Origin of the sequence: Pantoea sp. S18 (assembly GCF_045689705.1) — a bacterium.
Classification (GTDB): Bacteria; Pseudomonadota; Gammaproteobacteria; order Enterobacterales; family Enterobacteriaceae; genus Pantoea; species Pantoea symbiotica.
Window position 1 is genome coordinate 2060680 of the sequence record NZ_CP142688.1, and the last position, 16532, is coordinate 2077211.

Consider the following 16532-nt stretch of genomic DNA (forward strand, 5'->3'; position numbering starts at 1 on the left):
AAGTCATGACCATGAAACCCACGCGCACGCGTTTAAGCGTTTTATTCATGCTGTTTATTGTCACCGCGATTAATTACATGGATCGCGCTAACCTGGCGGTGGCCGGTTCCCATATTCAGGGCGAGTTTTTCTTATCCGCCACCCAACTCGGTTTGCTGTTCTCTATGTTTACCTGGTTTTATGCGCTGAGCCAAATTCCGGTCGGCTATCTGCTTGACCGGATTGGTTCGCGCTGGCTATACGGCAGCGCGATTGTGCTGTGGAGCCTGTTTACCCTGCTGATGGGATTGGCATCGCATCACTTTTTCACCACCGCCACTGCGTCATTTATGATGCTGTTGGTGTGCCGCGCGCTGATTGGCGTGGCGGAAGCGCCCTCTTTTCCCTCCAACACCAAAATCATCGCCACCTGGTTTCCCGACCATGAACGTGCGCGTGCAACGGCAACCTACTCCAGCGCGCAATATATTGGCCTGGCGCTGCTGACGCCGGTGCTGTCGTTTATCGTCAGCCAATGGGGCTGGGAGATGTCGTTTTATCTCTCTGGCCTGGTGGGAATTGTGTTCGGTATTTACTGGCTGATTGTCTATCGCGATCCGCAGCACAGCAGCAAAGTGAATGACGCTGAACTCGATATTATCCGCAAAGGCGGCGGTCACGGTTCGGTAAATCAGCAAACCGGCAACGGCAAAGTTAACTGGCAGTCGGTGAAATACATCCTGCGTCAGCGCACCACATGGGGTTTGTTTATTGCGCAGTTTGCGGCTTCATCGACGCTCTACTTTTTCCTGACCTGGTTTATTGTCTATCTGGAAAAAGGGCTGCATCTGTCGATCGATAAAGCGGGGATTGGCGCGATGTTCCCTTATCTGATGGCGATGGCGGGCGTGCTGTGTGGCGGAACGCTGAGTGATTTCCTGTTGAAGCGTGGCCGCAGCCGCACTTTTGCGCGCAAGCTGCCGGTGATGCTGGGCATGTTGCTTACTTGCTCGATTGCGCTGGTGAATTTCTTCCAGGATAGCCCGGTAATTGCCATTGCCATTCTCTCTATCGCTTTCTTCGCCAACGCCTTCTCTAATCTCGGCTGGGTGGTATGCAGCGATGTGATTCCGCGCCACTTAATCGGCACCATCGGCGGCTTTCTGAACATTTTTGGCAATCTTTCCGGCATTGTCAGCCCGATCATCATTGGCGTTATTTTGCAGCGCACCCACAACTTCCAGTATGCCATGTGGTACATCGCCGCCGTCGCGCTGATGGGCTTTTTGGCCTACCTGCTGCTGGTTGGCAAAATTGAAGTGATGACACCGCCCGGCGAAGAACGCGCTGAAAATAAGAAGAAATTCGAAACCCCTTCAAACGCATAGAGAGAAGCAAGATGCAGCAGAAAACAGTGAACGCGGTGATCGTCAATGCCGCACATGATGTGCGCTGTGAGTCGCGGGAAATTGAGTGGAACGCACAGCAAGTGTTGGTCAAAGTTGAGCGTGGCGGGATTTGTGGCTCGGATATTCACTATTTCCAGCATGGCCGCGCGGGCATGTCGGTGCTGAAAGCGCCGATGATTTTAGGCCATGAGTTTGTTGGCATCATCGAGCAAGTGCCAGAAAACAGCGACCTGAAAGTTGGCCAGCGCGTGGCGATCAACCCTTCCCAACCCTGCCAGTTGTGTGCGCTGTGTCAGGAAGGAAAACAGAACCTTTGCCGCTCAATGCGCTTTATGGGCAGCGCGCAGTTTTTCCCACATGTTAACGGCGGATTTGCCCAATATGTGGCGGTGAATCCCGTGCAGTGCGTGCCGTACGGCGATGATGCAGAGGCCAAAGTGATGGCCTTCGCCGAACCGCTGGCGGTGTGCATTCATGCGGTACGTCAGGCGGGTGATTTAACCGGCAAGCGCGTGCTGGTCACCGGCGCCGGGCCGATCGGTTGTCTGGTGATCGCGGCGGCACTGGCTTCAGGTGCTACCGAAGTGGTAGCGACCGATATCAGCGAACGCTGCCGTCAGCTGGCGAACGAGATGGGCGCTAGCGCGGTGGTGGATCCGCGTGACGAACAGCAAACTGCGCGCTGGGCGGAAAATGGCGGCAGTTTTGAGGTCTGTTTTGAAGCTTCCGGCGCAGGCGCGGCGGTGGCTTCGCTGGTTGCCTTTACGCGTCCGGGCGGCATTATCGTGCAGCTCGGCATGGGCGCGGCTGAAGTGAACTATCCTATCGGACCGTTGCTGGTCAAAGAGATACAGCTGCGTGGCTCCTTCCGCTTCACCAGCGAGTTCACCACCGCAGTACGCTGGCTCGAGCAAGGCAAGATCAATCCGCTGCCGCTGCTATCAGCCGAAATGCCCATGCAGGATGCGGCACTTGCGCTGGAAATGGCTGCGGATAAAGAGCGTGCGGCTAAGGTGCAGTTGGTTTTCTAAGCGTAAAAAAACGGCTGATGCGATGCACCAGCCGTTGTCATACGTTTTCGCACTATTCGGTTACTTCAAACGGAATGCCACCACGCTGTCACCCGCTTGGGTGCCGAGCGAACCGTGACCGCCTGCTGCAATCACCACGTACTGCTTACCGTCTTTGCCCATAAAGGTAGACGGCGTGGCTTGCGCACCGGCACTCAGCTCGGTTTGCCACAGCAGTTCGCCGGTGGTGCTGTCGTAGGCGCGGAAGAAGTTATCCGCGGTTGCACCGTGGAACACCAAATCACCCGCAGTCAGCAATGGACCACCGTGCGCCACCATGCCCATCGGGAAACCGATTGGGAAACGGCCAGGCAGGAAGCTGGTTTTCAGGTTTTTGGTAACGCCGACGCGGCGCAGCCATTCGGTTTTACCGGTCTTCAGATCCACGCCCACCATGCGGCCCCAAGGTGGCGCAACACATGGAATGCCGAGGCCAGACGCCATCTGCTGGATATGAATCGCGTAATCACCGTGGAAGTTTTCGTTCCAGTATGGCGTGCCATCTTTGGTGAACAGGCGCTCGGTGGCGGTCTGCTCGCTGCGTTTGATCAGGTTGTATTTGTAAGCCAGACGCACTGGCGCGGCAATCAGCATTTGACGCTGCGGATCGACAGCAACAGAACCCCAGTTGAACACACCAATGTTGCCAGGGAAGATCAGCGAACCACCTTCAGTTGCTGGCGTCCACGGATTGCCATCATACCGCAAGCTTCGGAAATCCATGCGGCATGACATCTGGTCAAACGGCGTGATGCCCCACATTGACTTCTCAGTCAACGGCTGCGGGATGAAGTTCAGGCTGGAAACCGGCTGGGTTGCCGCAAATTTCTCACCCGCGACGCCACCTTCAGTAGAGACTTTTACCTGGTTTACCGGATACACCGGCTGGCCGGTAAGACGGTTCAGCACAAACAGGTTGCCGGTTTTGGTCGGCAGGATCACCACAGGCTGCTTCTGGCCTTGATAATCGATGTCCACCAGCGAAGGCTGTGACGGATTATCGCGGTCCCACAGATCGTGGTTGGAGCTCTGATAACGCCATTTGAACGCACCGGTTTGCAGATCCAACGCCACCAGCGCATCGCGGAACTTCTCGGTGTTGCTGTTCGGATCGCGTTCAATGCCCACTTCATCCGGTGAAGCGTTACCAAACGGCACATACACCACGCCGTTTTTCAGGTCAGCACTCAACGTGCCCCACGCTACTGGCGTGTCCTGCGGGTAGTTTTGACCGGCAGCGATTGGTGCGGTGTTTTCCGGGTTGGCCGGATCAAAGTTCCACACCAGACGGCCGCTTTGCACGTCATACGCACGAATCACGCCTGACGGGTTGCCGCTGTTGAAGCCGTTATCCATCACGGAACCGCCAACGATCACCAGCTTGCCCGCGACCAGCGGTGCTGCGGTTTGCATCAGCGCATGTGGACGCACTTCACCCATGTTGGCGTGCAGATCAACCACACCGTTCTGACCGAAATCAGCACACGGTTTACCGGTATCGGCATCCAGCGCAATCAGCTGCGCATCGGTGGTGGCGTTAAAGATACGCTTACGGCAGATAGCCGGATTCGCTGCGCTATCCTGCGCGGCAACCGGGGTTTCTTCGTAGTAGCTTACGCCGCGACAGGTTTGATGCTGCTGCAGGTAAGAGCGATCTTTATTCGGCGTGAATTTCCACTTCACCGCGCCGGTTTCCGGATCAAGCGCGTGCACTTCGTTATGCGGCGTACAGAAGTACAGCATACCGTTGGCTTTCAGCGGCGTGGCTTCGAAGGTGTATTCGGTAGCATCCGCATCCTGGCGCAGATCGCCAGTGTGATAAGTCCAGGCCACTTCGAGGTTTTTGACGTTCTCTTTGCTGATCTGATTCAGCGATGAGAAACGCAGGCCGTCAGACGAACCACCGTACGCGGTCCAGTCGTTAGCAGCGCCCTGCTCGCTGTTCTGTTCGCGGGCATTGCTGATAGTGCCTTGCTGCGGAATCGGATCGTAGAAGCACAGACCAATCACCACCACAATCATGATAATCACGGTGCCGCCGAGGAAGCCGTGGAAACGGCGTTCACCGCGATACAGCGGTTTCACCACCCACGGCATCGCCAGCCACAGGCCGATCACACCGAACAGGTCACCGCGTGGGATCCACTGCCATTTATCAAAGCCCACTTCCCAGATAATCCAGGCGAGCGTAATCCACATCAGCACCGCATACAGCGCCAGCGCGCTGCGCTGGTTGCGGAACAGTAAAATTGCGGTAATAAGTAAGCCCACCGCCATCAGTGCATAGAAGGCGCTGCCGCCCAGCATTAACAGCTTGCCGCCCATGTACAGCAAGGCAATCGCCAGAATCGCGAGCACGATACTGGTTAGTTTGTTAACCATGCTAATCCCTCAACCATTTTCATCGAAAAACCTCAAAAATAACCCCACATAAAATCAACAGAATTTTAACGTACGTTACCGTTTAGTAAAAACCCGTTGCGAGTTGTGTCGTTAGCTCCGCTAATGAATGTAGTTTGGCTAATGGCTGCCAGCTACCGCCTCGCTCAATGTGTGACTGAAATCACGTTTCATTTTCGTTGAGAGAATTAATCATTAGTGAGGAAAATTCGCATTTTTTGATAACGGGAAATGGCGAGAGTACGCGATTTGCTGGCTTTTGCGCCTGAGACATAACCTTGTGCGGATTTATTACTACGCCCGCTGTAGTTGAAAACTTACGCTGTTTTCTTTTTACCCGGGAAACGTTATGAAAATCACTTTATTAGCTTGCTCATTGTTGCTCCTCACGGTGACTTCACACGCTGCCAGCAACGAACTGATCGTTGGCGATCAAAAAGGTAATGCTCGCGCGGTGATGTCCGCCGCCGGCGAGCTCAACAATGTGCCATATGAAATCAAATGGTATGAATTCCCCAACGCTGCGCCACTGCTGGAGTCGCTCAATTCCCAGCATCTGGATGCCGGATTGGTCGGCGATGGTCCGCTGTCATTTGCCGTGGCGGCGGGCGCACAGATCCGCGCCATTCAGGCATCGCAATATCTCGGCAATGCCATCGTGGTGAAAAACAACAGCGCCTTGCACAGCATCGCCGACTTAAAAGGTAAAAAAGTGGCGACGGTAAAAGGATCGTCCGGACAAAATATGGTGCTGAATGCGCTGCACGAAGCGGGTTTGCCAGACGACAGCGTCAGTTTTGTCTTTACTACGCCGTCGGAAGCAACGCTGGCGCTGGATAATGGCGCGGTGGATGCGGTGGCAACCTGGGAACCCTATGTGTCATTTGCCGTGGCGCAATCCGGCGATCGTATCGCCATCGACGGCAAAAACTCTCCGGTTTCAAACTATCTGGTGGCGACCGATAGCGCCATCGCCAGCAAGCGAGAGCAGCTCGCAGACTTCCGTCAGCGCCTGATCCGCGCACGCGCTTGGGGCGTGGCGCATCCACAAGCGTACGCCAGCGAGATCGCCAAACTGCTGCGTCTGCCAGATGCGGTGGCGCTGAGCAAAGTGCAGCGTGAAAACAACGCGCCGGTAGAAGATTACGCCTTGGTGGAGAAACGCCAGCAGCTGGCAATTGATACCTTCACCCGTGGCGGCCTGATCAAACCCGGCTTAAAAGCCGACAAACTGGTGGATGCCACCTTCTTTAGCGCCAACGGAGCCGCCAAACCATGATGAATCTGGCGCTCTACCTCGACTCCGGCATTCATCAGGGCGGCTGGCGTCATCCCGATTCGGCCGCGACCGGCGGCAGTAATTGGCCGCTGTATCGCAAAATTGCCCAACGCGCCGAAGCCGCGAAGCTGGACATGATTTTTGTCGCTGACAAGCTGGCGATTGATGATGTTTATGGCGGTCATCTGGCGCACACCGTGCAACATCGTCAGGTTGGCTGGTCTGAACCCTTAACATTATTAGCCGCGCTGGCGGCGGTGACTGACCACATCGGACTCGGCGGCACGGTTTCCTCTTCCTATTCGGTGCCGTATACCACCGCGCGTCAGTTGGCCAACATCGACCACATCAGCGGCGGGCGCGCGGCGTGGAACGTGGTTACCTCGCTGAGCCACGCCGAAGCGCGCAACTTTGGTCGCAGCGAACACTTCAGCCATGAGGATCGCTATCGCCGCGCGGCAGAATTTATCGATGTCATGAAAGCGCTGTGGGACAGCTTTGAAGAGGACGCGCTGATTCTGGATAAAGCGCAGGCGCGCTTTGCCGAACCGTCACGCTTCCATCGACTCGATCATCAAGGTGAATCTTTCGACGTGCAGGGCCCGCTGAACCTGCCGCGCCCGCCACAAGGTCATCCGGTGGTGATTCAGGCTGGCGTCTCGGAGGCCTTTATCGATCTGGCGGCGCAACAGGCGGAAGTGCTGTTTGTGGTGCAGCCCAATCGGGAACGCGCGCAGCAGTTCTATCAAACCCTGAAACAGCGTGCGCAGCAGTATCAGCGTCAGCCCGATCAACTGCGCATTCTGCCTGGCATGGTGCCGATTGTCGGCCACACGCAGCGCGATGCCGAGGAGCGTGCGGCATACCTGAAATCATTGATTACTGTGGAATCGGGCCTGAGTTTTGTCTCGGCCAGCATGAATATCGATCTGTCGCAGTATCCAATTGATGGTCCGGTGCCGGATCTGCGTGAAAAGATCACCGGCAGCAAAGGCCGTTTCCAGTATGTGATTTCCAGCGCCATTGAGCAGAACCTGACGCTGGGTGAAATGGCAAAACGCTACGCGGAAAGCTTGTCTTTCCCGGCGCCGACCGGCACAGCGGATAGCATTGCGCAGCAGATGATTGACTGGTATCAGCATCAGGCCTGCGACGGTTTTGTCATTTTGCCCACCTACATTGATGAGAACGAAGATCGCTTCCTCGAACAGGTTGTACCGCGCCTGCAGGACGCGGGCGTCTTCCGCAACGACTATCAGCCGGGCACGCTGCGCGATCGTTTAGGCTTAGTAAAGCCGGAAAATCGCTTTCACAGTTAGACATTAATTGAAATAACTTAATAGATTATAAAAGCACCGCTGCGATTATTCCTGGCAACGATTATCTCAGCGGTGCGAATAAGCGCATTTTTATTACATTTTCATTTCCGCAGTCTTTATTTAAGATTTTTTGAATTGATTAACTATTACGACTCAATACCTTTTTGAGAGTTTCCTCAGCCTGTTATCACCGATTGAGCGTGATATAAATCACATAACTGCTCTGCGGCAAGTCCGCTATAAAAAAGAAGGTTATGATGATTAGCGCAGATTTCTTTTATCGTAAATTACGTTTTCCTTTTAAACTCACACACGCTGCTTTTAAGTATCCGGTTGCCAATGCGCATGCCCGGCAATATCAGGTGATGTCGCCTGAGCAAACCATTGACCTGCTGCTCAACAACGACAAGCTCTCCATGAGCCGCTATGGCGACGGCGAACTGGAAATGACCTTGTTCAAGAATATCGGTTTTCAATCTTTCGATGAACGTCTCTCGATTCGCCTTAAAGAGATATTACGTCGCGGAAGCCAGCCGAAGAATACGTGCTTATTGTGTTTGCCGGATGCCTTTCGCGGCACCTCGAATATGCGTTTTGGCTCGGCCCTATTCTGGTTTTTTCATAAAGCGTTTTATTTCCGCCATTATGAAGCGTTATTAAAGAAAGATTATCGCTACGGTAATACCTCAGTTACGCGTCCCTATCATGACTATAAGGATAAGCAACAGGCTGCTCGTGTGTTTAATAAGTTCCAGCAACTGTTCAGTGACAAAAAGATATTAATTGTGGAAGGTAGCGGCACGCGTCTCGGCATCGGCAACGATTTGCTCGGCGGCGCGCGGGAGATTAAGCGCATCACCACGCTCAATCGCAACGCCTTCTCGGTCTACAACGATCTCTACAGCGCCGTCCTGGCGCATGCACGCGATTACGATATGGTGCTGATGTCGCTCGGCCCCACCGCAACGGTGCTGGCTTACGATCTCAGCCAGCATGGCATTCGCTGTATTGATACCGGCCACATTGATATCGAGTATGAATGGATGCTCAGTGCCGCGCGTGACAAGGTGCAGGTGGCTGGCAAGAACGTCAATGAAGTTGGCGTGTTGCTCAGCGACGATGCGCGCGACGCCGATGAGCACTATCGCCAGCAGATTTTGTTGCATGTCGAGCTGCCACAGGAAGCGGTGCTGTCGGCGATGGTGATGCATCCGCCGGTCTAATCCACATCGCAAGCAATCGCAAAAACAGGGTATTTTGAGATTGCTTGCGATGACGTTGTTACCCTTCGCGCTTTTTCAGCCACTCTTGCAGCTTGCGCAGTGAAACAGGCGCCTGATACACCGTTCCTTTCCCCTCCTTGAGTGGACGCAACAATCCCTGTTCGGTGAGATTTTTCAGGCGCGCACGCGCGGTGTTATCCGCAATGCCGAGCCGCGATTTAATCCCGGCAGAACTGAGTAATGAACCCGGCGCATTCAGTGCGATTGCCATGATATCCAGCTCACCTTTGGCTAAGGTCATATTCTCTTCCACCCACGTCACCAGACGCTCTCGCTCTTTGTGCAGCGTGGCGATTTGCTCGGTGAATGCATTAACCGCGCGCATCACCACTTCACACTGGAACTGCACGAAATAGGTCAGATCCATCTCATCGGTTTCGCTGTACAGATAGGAGATGCCGTACTTTACCGCTGCGGCTTTCAACAGCTTGCTAATAGAGATGTAGCGGAATGCGCTATAACCGTGACGAATCAGATGATGGTAGAACAGCCCGCGCGCGGTGCGACCGTTGCCATCATTAAAGGGATGAATGTAGCCGATGGCAAAGTGCATTACGCAGGCGACCAGCAACGGATGCTTGCCCTGCTGCTCCAGCCACGCAACTTCGGCGCATAACGCGTCCAGCAGGCTATTCAGCCGCTGATAATCCGGCGGCTGATGAATGATTTCGCCATCCCGCCCGGCAACAAACACATCGTTATTGTCACGCACGGCGCCGGGCCGATAATTGTCATCATTAATGCCAGCGCAGGCGATGTGATGAATTTCCAGAATATCGGCGCGTGTTAACGGCGCATCACCCAGCGTGGCAATGTGCTGCATTAGCCGCCAGTTGCCCATGATCATGCTTTCATCTTCGTTGCGCGGTGCACGCCCCACCGCCAGCAACTCCATCGCCACCCGCGAGGTTGTCGCCGCGCCTTCCAACTGACTGGATGAGATCGCCTCTTCCATGATCAGCTGAGACATCAGGTAAGAAGCCGCGTCCTCATCCGTCGGTTCGCCATTGCGCGCAAAGGTCATACGATCGACCACCGACATCGCCGCCGTGATTTTGGCCGTGAGGTTACAGGTCACGGTTTGATCGGCGATCACAAAGTGCTGCAAGCTGTTGCGGCGCTTGAATTTCAATGCGCTCCACAGTTTCTCACGCATTTGGCCATCACTGACTCGACGGTACAATTCATCGAAATGCAGATAGCGCTCATCCCACTCGGCATGACTAGCGAGGAGCGAATTAATCTCACTGATACTTAACGAATCAATAAGTTGAGCAGGCGGACGACGCAGTTTCATCTCAAGCAATCTCAAAAACAGTGTATTTTGAGTTTACTTGAGATTAGCTGCGACGACAAATGGCGCTTACAGCGCGGTTAGCTGCCGTGTCGCTGGCAGAATGTGCGGAGATCGGATGACTGGAAATCCGCCAGATTCGTCATCAATTTCTCCAGCGGCCAGTTCCACCAGGCAATTGCCTGCAGTTGTGCGGCAATATCCGCAGCGAAACGCGCACGGATCACTTTGGCTGGCACGCCACCGACAATGGTGTAAGGCGGTACATCTTTCGTCACCACCGCACCGGCCGCCAGCACCGCGCCATCCCCCACCGTTACGCCCGGCAGAACGATCACGCCATGCCCAATCCACACATCATTACCAATAATCACGCGATCGGCGCGTCGCTCGGCAAAGAAGCCATTATCGCGCTCCGCCTGCCCATCGTAGTATTCCGGGCAGTAGGTGAAACGGTGCTGCGAAGCGCGATCCATCGGATGATTGGGCGCGCCAATCCGCACATGATTGGCAATGGCGGTAAAGCGCCCAATCTGCGCATCGGCGACACAGCAGTGCTCACCGAGATAGGAGAAATCGCCGAGTTCGCTATATTCGATATAGGTTTCGGCCAGCACTTCACATTGCGCGCCAATCTGGGTTTCGCGCATACGCACGCTGGGATCGATAACGGTGTGTTGCAGTTTTGCCGGTTGCACAGCAGCGAGTGCCATAATCAAAGCTCCGTGTGGTCAGATGTCTGGATAAGCGGTTGCGACTGGGCAACCGCGAGACATCACGCTACAGCGACAAGATGACAGAAATGCTATTGTGCGCATCTGCAATGGGCGATTTGAGGAAAGGGAATGAGAACACCGTGGTCAATACTGGTGCTGTTGTGGTCAGCCGGACAGGCATCTGCCGCGCTGCCCGCCGACATCAAAGCCGGTGATATTGTGCAAGTGCAGTTAGCGCAACTCCATCCGACGCAGGCCGCGATTGGCTATCGTCAGCTGGATTACAAACAACATCGTTATGAAGCCGAACCGAAAAAGCTGTTTGATGATTATTGCGAAAGCATGGGTCAGAAAGGCGTCGATAAATTTGATAGTAAATCACGTCTCTCGCAGCCCAGCAGCTTCAGTTGTAAAGCGCCGGTCGGCAGCGAACCTGGCCCGATGAAAACGGCAGTGATTGCACCGGATAATGTGCTGTACCTTACCGATGGTCATCATACTTTCAGTAATTTCGTCGATATCGCCGGTCTCAACACGCCGGTGCAGGTACGCATTACCAATGACTTCCGCAGTCTGAAAACCATGTCCGCCTTCTGGCAAAAAATGGAAGCGGCACATCTGGTGTGGCTGGACACGCCATCTGGCAAAATTAAACCGGATGCGCTGCCGAAAGAGCTGGGTCGCCAGCACATGCAGAATGATGAATATCGCTCGCTGGTCTATTTTGTGCGCGATATTGGCTTTGATAAAGAGCAAAATCCGCCGCCGTTCCTTGAATTCTACTGGGGCAAATGGCTGGAAACTCAGCTCCCACTGAAGAACTTTGATCTCAACAATCGCGGCGGTTACGCCAAAGCGCTGGAAACCATCGCTGAGAAGATGACCAGCGTGCCGAAAGACACGGTAATTGCGCACAGCGATAGCGGCCCGCTGACGGCGGATCGGTTAGGCGCACGCAAGAAAGTGAACGAGAAGAAGCTGGAAAAGCTGGTCTCCGATGACGGCAAATTGACGTGGGCCTTCGCACAATAACCATACGGTCGCCATAAATGGCGACCGTACAAAAGGTTGCCGCGTTTTTCGTAGGGTGCGCATTCATGCGCACCTGCATACATATGCAAATTAATGCTTGAATCAAAAATTACGCTTAATCAGCCCTTTTGCCAGACGTTACACCAACTCGCAGTTTTTCACATCCGCAGACGGCGCTAACAGGTTTTTATCAAAGACGCGCAGTTCTACAGCATCACGAATACGCGTCGGCCAGTCGGGATTCGCCAGTGCGCTTTTGCCAATCGACACATAATCCGCGCCCTGCTCCAGCGCCTGCGCCGCCGAGCTGGCATCACTTAACGAACCATTAGCGATAATCGGCAAATTCGGCGCCGCCTGCCGTGCAATTTGCACCAGCGACAGCGGCGAATCGGCAAACGCCGGTTGCAGCGCGTCATATTCGGTCAGGTGCAGATAATCCACGCCAGCCTCAGCTATTGCGGCGAATACCTGACGCGCGCCCGCTTCGCCTTCACGCCATTTATGCTGGAAATCATTCACTTTGCCCTGCGAGAGCCGAATTCCCAGCGTAACATCATGCGCTACGCGCTGGCGCACAGCGGCGATCACCGCCAGTGTCAGAGACAAGCGTGCCACGATATCGCCGCCCCAGCGATCGCTGCGCTGATTGGTGTAATCGGTGAAGAACTGGTCCAGCAGATAGCCATTTGCGCCATGAATTTCGATGCCATCAAAACCCGCTTCGCCGATTGCCCGCGCCGCCGTTTGCGCAAAGCTGTCGATCACCTGCTGGATCTGCTCTTCATCCATTTCACGCGGCAGCGGATAGGCACCATGACCGTGATAGAAACCGAGCTGTTCTCCGCGTGGCTGTATCGAAGAAGGCGCGAGCGTGTCTGCTCGATAAATGTTGCCCTGCGATATCGCCCCGGCATGCATCAACTGCGCAATGATTTTGCCGCCGCGCTGATGCACGCGATCGGTAATTGACCGCCAGCCAGCGCTCTGTTTGGCGTTAACTAGCCCGGCCTGAAACGCATAGGTTTGCGACCAGGCTTCATCGATATAGATGCCTTCGGTGATGATGGCGCTAAAGCCGCCACGCACGAAGCGCTGATAATAGAGCTGCATACGTTCGCCCGGTATGCCGTCGACGCTGGCGGAGATGCGCGTCATGGGCGCCACCATGATGCGATTTTTCAGCGCCAGCCGGTTCAGTGTCCCGCTCTGAAAAAGATGTTTATCACTCATATTGCTCTCTGAATGCGGATTATCTACAGAGCGCAGTATATTCGGTCGCCACAGGGACAAAAATGGCCGATGATGATACGTCTGTATAACGGAAATCGTTACAATGAACTCAAAGGATGTTGAAGTATTCCTGATGGTCACCCAGACGCGCAGCCTGACGCAGGCCGCGCGGCGACTAAACACCACGCCGATGACGGTATCGCGCCGACTCGCCTCGCTGGAGGAAGATCTCGGCGTGCGCCTGCTGCATCGCACCACCCGCGCCATTGCGTTAACGGATGAAGGTGAAGAGTTTTTGCCCTACGCCAAAACCCTGACGGAGACCGAACAGAGCGCGCGTAATCTGTTCTCGCCGGATAAACAAGGCGCCACCGGCCAACTGCGTATCACCGCGCCTTCTGGCTTTGGCCGCCGCACCATTATTCCATTGCTGCCCGCGCTGATGGCGGAGAATCCCGAACTGAAGATCGATTTTCAACTCAGCGATAACGTCACCGATATTGTTGGGCTCGGCTATGATGTCGCCATTCGCATCGCCCCGCTGCGGGATTCGCGGTTAGTGGCGCAGCGACTGGCGGATAATCCGCGGGTGCTCTGTGCTTCTCCAGACTACTTAGCGCGCTTCGGCACTCCACAACTGCTGGCCGATTTGCATCAGCATAACTGCCTGCGTTTATCCGGCGTACCGCAATGGAGTTTTATGGTCGACGACCATATTTCCAGTGTCAGCGTTGAAGGCCGTTTCAGCGGCAGCAATGTGGAAGGTGTGCGTACCTTATGTGTGGCGGGCAGCGGCATCGCCCAGCTCTCTGCGTGGGATGTGCAGCAGGAATTGGCGGCCGGTGAACTGATTGAGATTGGCTTGCGAGATGCACAACCGCAGCTGCTCGGCGTCTGGGCGCTGTTTCCCACCGCTCGCCATTTGCCAACGCGCGTCACGGTCTTTCTGAATGCCCTGAAACAGGCGATGGCGTGAGAATTCAGAAAAAGCTAACGGCGATCGTGGTTATAGTTATTCACTTATTGAGATCACGGAGGCCAACAGTGAAACCTGAAATCCATACTCTTGCTTCAACTGAGATTTACCGTAACCGCTGGTTAACCTTGAAAGAGGACAAAATCCAGCGCGCCGATGGCAGCGAAGGCATCTATTCGGTGATTGAGAAGAATGATTTTGTGGTGATTTTGCCAGTTGAGGATGACCACATTTATGTGGTTGAACAGTTCCGCTATCCGCTGGGTGAACGCACCATTGAACTGCCACAGGGAAGCTGGGAACTTGCGCCCGATGCCGCACCTGAAGATCTTGCCGCTGGCGAGCTACTAGAAGAAACCGGGCTCATTGCCGGGCAGCTTGAACACGTGGGTTATCAAAAATTAGCGCAAGGCTATTCCGCGCAGGGCTATCACATTTATCTGGCGAGTAACCTGAGCTATCAGGGACAAAATCTGGATGCAGAAGAAGTAGGATTAACCGCGAGAAAAATCAAAACTGTCGAATTTCTTGAATTAATTCTGGCAGGCAAGATCACCGACGCAACGTCTGTGACCGCGTTTCTGCTGGCCAGAGCGAAAAATCTTATCGACTAATCTCGTCTTTAGCAGCCGCTTGATCAATGCGGCTGCTAAGGTTGCGGCCTTATTTGCTGGACGGTTTTAAGGCCAGTGAGCGGTTGTTCTTTACGCGCACCACCGTTCTCACCATCGCCAGGGTGGCAACAATTAGTAGTATGCCGCCCACCATCGCCATGGCTTTAAAACCAAGATGTTTAAACATCATCAGGCCGACAATCCCGCCAATCAGGAAAGAGAAAATGGTGGTCAGATGCGTCCACAGCTGGCGTTTCTGGCCCGAGATCTGCTTTGACGGATCGCGGCGGAACAGCGCCGCTAATACTGATGCCAGAGAAATTCCGGCATCGGTTAAGGTACCGGTAATATGGGTTGAACGTACGCGACCATTGGATAACTGCGTTGAGGTTGAATTATGTACGCCCATCAGGAAGCCGAGAATTACAATAACTTCCCGGTTATTGGCCGATGAATAAAAGAACATTTCAAACAGCGATAACGCGATTAAGGCCAGCCCTTCAACCCACAGTATTTGGCAGAATATAATACGATTGCCGTTGGCTAATCCGCTGATCACCACCATTCTCGCCGTGACCGCACCACAAACAAAGGCAAACAGAATGGTGGCTAAAAAGGTGATATCGCGGAAATTAACGTTCGATACTTCACTGGATAATTGTGAGGTATTACCTGACATGTGTGAGGGGAAAAAGCCAAACGCCCCCAAGGCGATCGCATTGAGCACGCCGGCTGCGGTGGCAAGCCACATTGCCAGATTCCTGTCCTCATCATGCGTGCGTGTGCGTTTAAGTTTAATCAGCATCAGATACCTCATTATTCTGAACCAGGGCCGAATAATAACCATAGAGCACTACGCTGAGTGCATGACCAGGAAATTCCCGAATAAGACGCTGAACGAATTAAAGAAAGTAAAAAAATCAACGAGGCGGGAATATATTTAAATTAATGTAAAGATTGGCATGCCATATAATCGTAGGGTCGCCATTTATGGTGACCCTCTTTTCACGAATTAACCGAATGATTTATTTTCATTGGCGCGACCACCACCTTTACCCCTAAATCCTGCATACGACGCAAAATAGGCACCGGCGTGCCCTGATTGACAATCACCACATCGAATTCACTCAGATGCGCAAAGCGGTGCAGCGCTCGACGTTCAAACTTGGTGTTATCCATCATCAGAATGCGCTTCTGCGCGGCGTCAAACATCGCGCGTTTGGTCTCCACCGTTTCAGCAGATTGATGAAACACCGCATCGTCGATAATCGCTGACATGCTGACGAAAAACACGTCGGCGCGCAGGCTGGCAATTTCATCCCGCGTCATACGGCCCATAAACGCATTGCACCAGTGATAGAACTGTCCGCCGAGGCCCATCAAGGTGATATCGCGGCCGTTGCGTAGCTCGTTCATCAAAGTAAGTGAATTGGTGATTACCGTTAGCGGCGCGCGTGCGGAAAGCAGTCGCGCCATCTGCAGCACGGTAGTGGAATCATCGAGGAAAATCGCCTGCCCCGGTTCGAGATAGGTGGCGGCGACATCGGCAATCGCCTGCTTCTCTTCCAGCTGACGGGTGGCGCGGTAGATATCGCTGGATTCAACCAGGCTGGTTGGCGTCGCGGATACCACGCCGCGCGATTTATGCAGCAGGCCGCGTTCTACCATCTCGTCGATATCGCGATGCGCGGTCATCAAACTGATGCCAAAGCGATCGGTGATATCTTCGATGCGGATCGCCCCTTCAGCCATCACCGCTTCGGCGATTAGTTGACGACGGGCGAGCTGGCGCGCCTGACGGCTATCGCTGGGTAAGGTTTCGGCCATAAATACGCCAAGGGAAGAGTCCTGCGGGTTGTGCGCCATATTTCATCCGGGAAAGTGAAGCGGAAAGCGGGTTCGGCACTCATTACAGCGTTTAAAACGGG

14 protein-coding genes are annotated in these 16532 nt (G+C 54.1%); 8 read left to right on the top strand and 6 right to left on the bottom strand.

Going from position 1 to position 16532, the window contains the following annotated elements:
- Nucleotides 1-11: 11 nt before the first annotated feature.
- Together VIJ98_RS09585 and idnD are read left to right on the top strand one after the other, a co-directional pair.
- The gene (locus tag VIJ98_RS09585) at nucleotides 12-1367 is read left to right on the top strand and encodes an MFS transporter (protein ID WP_258145181.1); all 1356 of its coding nucleotides are present in this window, start codon (nucleotides 12-14) and stop codon (nucleotides 1365-1367) included.
- Nucleotides 1368-1378: 11 nt separating this feature from the next.
- On the top strand, nucleotides 1379-2419 hold the full coding sequence (gene idnD, locus VIJ98_RS09590; protein WP_323273652.1) for an L-idonate 5-dehydrogenase: 1041 nt from the start codon (nucleotides 1379-1381) through the stop codon (nucleotides 2417-2419).
- Nucleotides 2420-2479: 60 nt separating this feature from the next.
- On the opposite strand, the gene VIJ98_RS09595 is transcribed toward idnD, so the two are convergent.
- Nucleotides 2480-4840 (bottom strand): membrane-bound PQQ-dependent dehydrogenase, glucose/quinate/shikimate family, encoded by a 2361-nt coding sequence (locus VIJ98_RS09595; RefSeq protein WP_154193428.1) that lies wholly within the window; start codon nucleotides 4838-4840, stop codon nucleotides 2480-2482.
- Nucleotides 4841-5207: 367 nt separating this feature from the next.
- Here VIJ98_RS09595 and VIJ98_RS09600 point away from each other — a divergent pair, with 367 nt between their 5' ends.
- The 3 genes from VIJ98_RS09600 to VIJ98_RS09610 all read left to right on the top strand — a co-directional run bounded on the left by VIJ98_RS09600 (nucleotide 5208) and on the right by VIJ98_RS09610 (nucleotide 8679).
- Nucleotides 5208-6137, top strand: a complete 930-nt coding sequence (locus VIJ98_RS09600) for an aliphatic sulfonate ABC transporter substrate-binding protein (protein ID WP_323273655.1) — start codon at nucleotides 5208-5210, stop codon at nucleotides 6135-6137.
- Nucleotides 6134-7456, top strand: coding sequence for an NtaA/DmoA family FMN-dependent monooxygenase (locus tag VIJ98_RS09605; protein ID WP_323273656.1), 1323 nt, complete (start codon nucleotides 6134-6136; stop codon nucleotides 7454-7456). Before VIJ98_RS09600 ends, VIJ98_RS09605 begins: the two co-directional genes overlap by 4 nt.
- Before the next feature lie 257 nt (nucleotides 7457-7713).
- Entirely contained in the window at nucleotides 7714-8679 is a 966-nt protein-coding gene (locus tag VIJ98_RS09610; RefSeq protein WP_323275806.1) for a GT-D fold domain-containing glycosyltransferase, read from the top strand.
- A 58-nt stretch (nucleotides 8680-8737) separates the two neighbouring features.
- On the opposite strand, the gene VIJ98_RS09615 is transcribed toward VIJ98_RS09610, so the two are convergent.
- Nucleotides 8738-9895, bottom strand: coding sequence for a Fic family protein (locus VIJ98_RS09615; protein ID WP_323273659.1), 1158 nt, complete (start codon nucleotides 9893-9895; stop codon nucleotides 8738-8740).
- A 218-nt stretch (nucleotides 9896-10113) separates the two neighbouring features.
- Nucleotides 10114-10746 (bottom strand): DapH/DapD/GlmU-related protein, encoded by a 633-nt coding sequence (locus VIJ98_RS09620; protein WP_154193439.1) that lies wholly within the window; start codon nucleotides 10744-10746, stop codon nucleotides 10114-10116.
- 132 nt (nucleotides 10747-10878) lie between these two features.
- Between VIJ98_RS09620 and VIJ98_RS09625 the strand changes: the two genes are divergently transcribed.
- Nucleotides 10879-11781, top strand: a complete 903-nt coding sequence (locus tag VIJ98_RS09625) for a ParB/Srx family N-terminal domain-containing protein (RefSeq protein WP_323273662.1) — start codon at nucleotides 10879-10881, stop codon at nucleotides 11779-11781.
- 138 nt (nucleotides 11782-11919) lie between these two features.
- On the opposite strand, the gene VIJ98_RS09630 is transcribed toward VIJ98_RS09625, so the two are convergent.
- A complete protein-coding gene (locus tag VIJ98_RS09630; protein WP_323273664.1) occupies nucleotides 11920-13014 on the bottom strand; it encodes an NADH:flavin oxidoreductase in 1095 nt (364 codons plus the stop codon).
- Nucleotides 13015-13117: 103 nt separating this feature from the next.
- Between VIJ98_RS09630 and VIJ98_RS09635 the strand changes: the two genes are divergently transcribed.
- Nucleotides 13118-13990 (top strand): LysR family transcriptional regulator, encoded by an 873-nt coding sequence (locus VIJ98_RS09635; RefSeq protein ID WP_323273666.1) that lies wholly within the window; start codon nucleotides 13118-13120, stop codon nucleotides 13988-13990.
- A 68-nt stretch (nucleotides 13991-14058) separates the two neighbouring features.
- Nucleotides 14059-14604, top strand: coding sequence for an NUDIX hydrolase (locus VIJ98_RS09640; protein ID WP_008104134.1), 546 nt, complete (start codon nucleotides 14059-14061; stop codon nucleotides 14602-14604).
- A gap of 49 nt (nucleotides 14605-14653) precedes the next feature.
- Here VIJ98_RS09640 and VIJ98_RS09645 read toward each other — a convergent pair whose 3' ends face one another.
- On the bottom strand, nucleotides 14654-15409 hold the full coding sequence (locus VIJ98_RS09645; RefSeq protein ID WP_154156145.1) for a YoaK family protein: 756 nt from the start codon (nucleotides 15407-15409) through the stop codon (nucleotides 14654-14656).
- Nucleotides 15410-15609: 200 nt separating this feature from the next.
- Nucleotides 15610-16470, bottom strand: a complete 861-nt coding sequence (locus VIJ98_RS09650; RefSeq protein ID WP_323273669.1) for a DeoR/GlpR family DNA-binding transcription regulator — start codon at nucleotides 16468-16470, stop codon at nucleotides 15610-15612.
- Nucleotides 16471-16532: the final 62 nt, after the last annotated feature.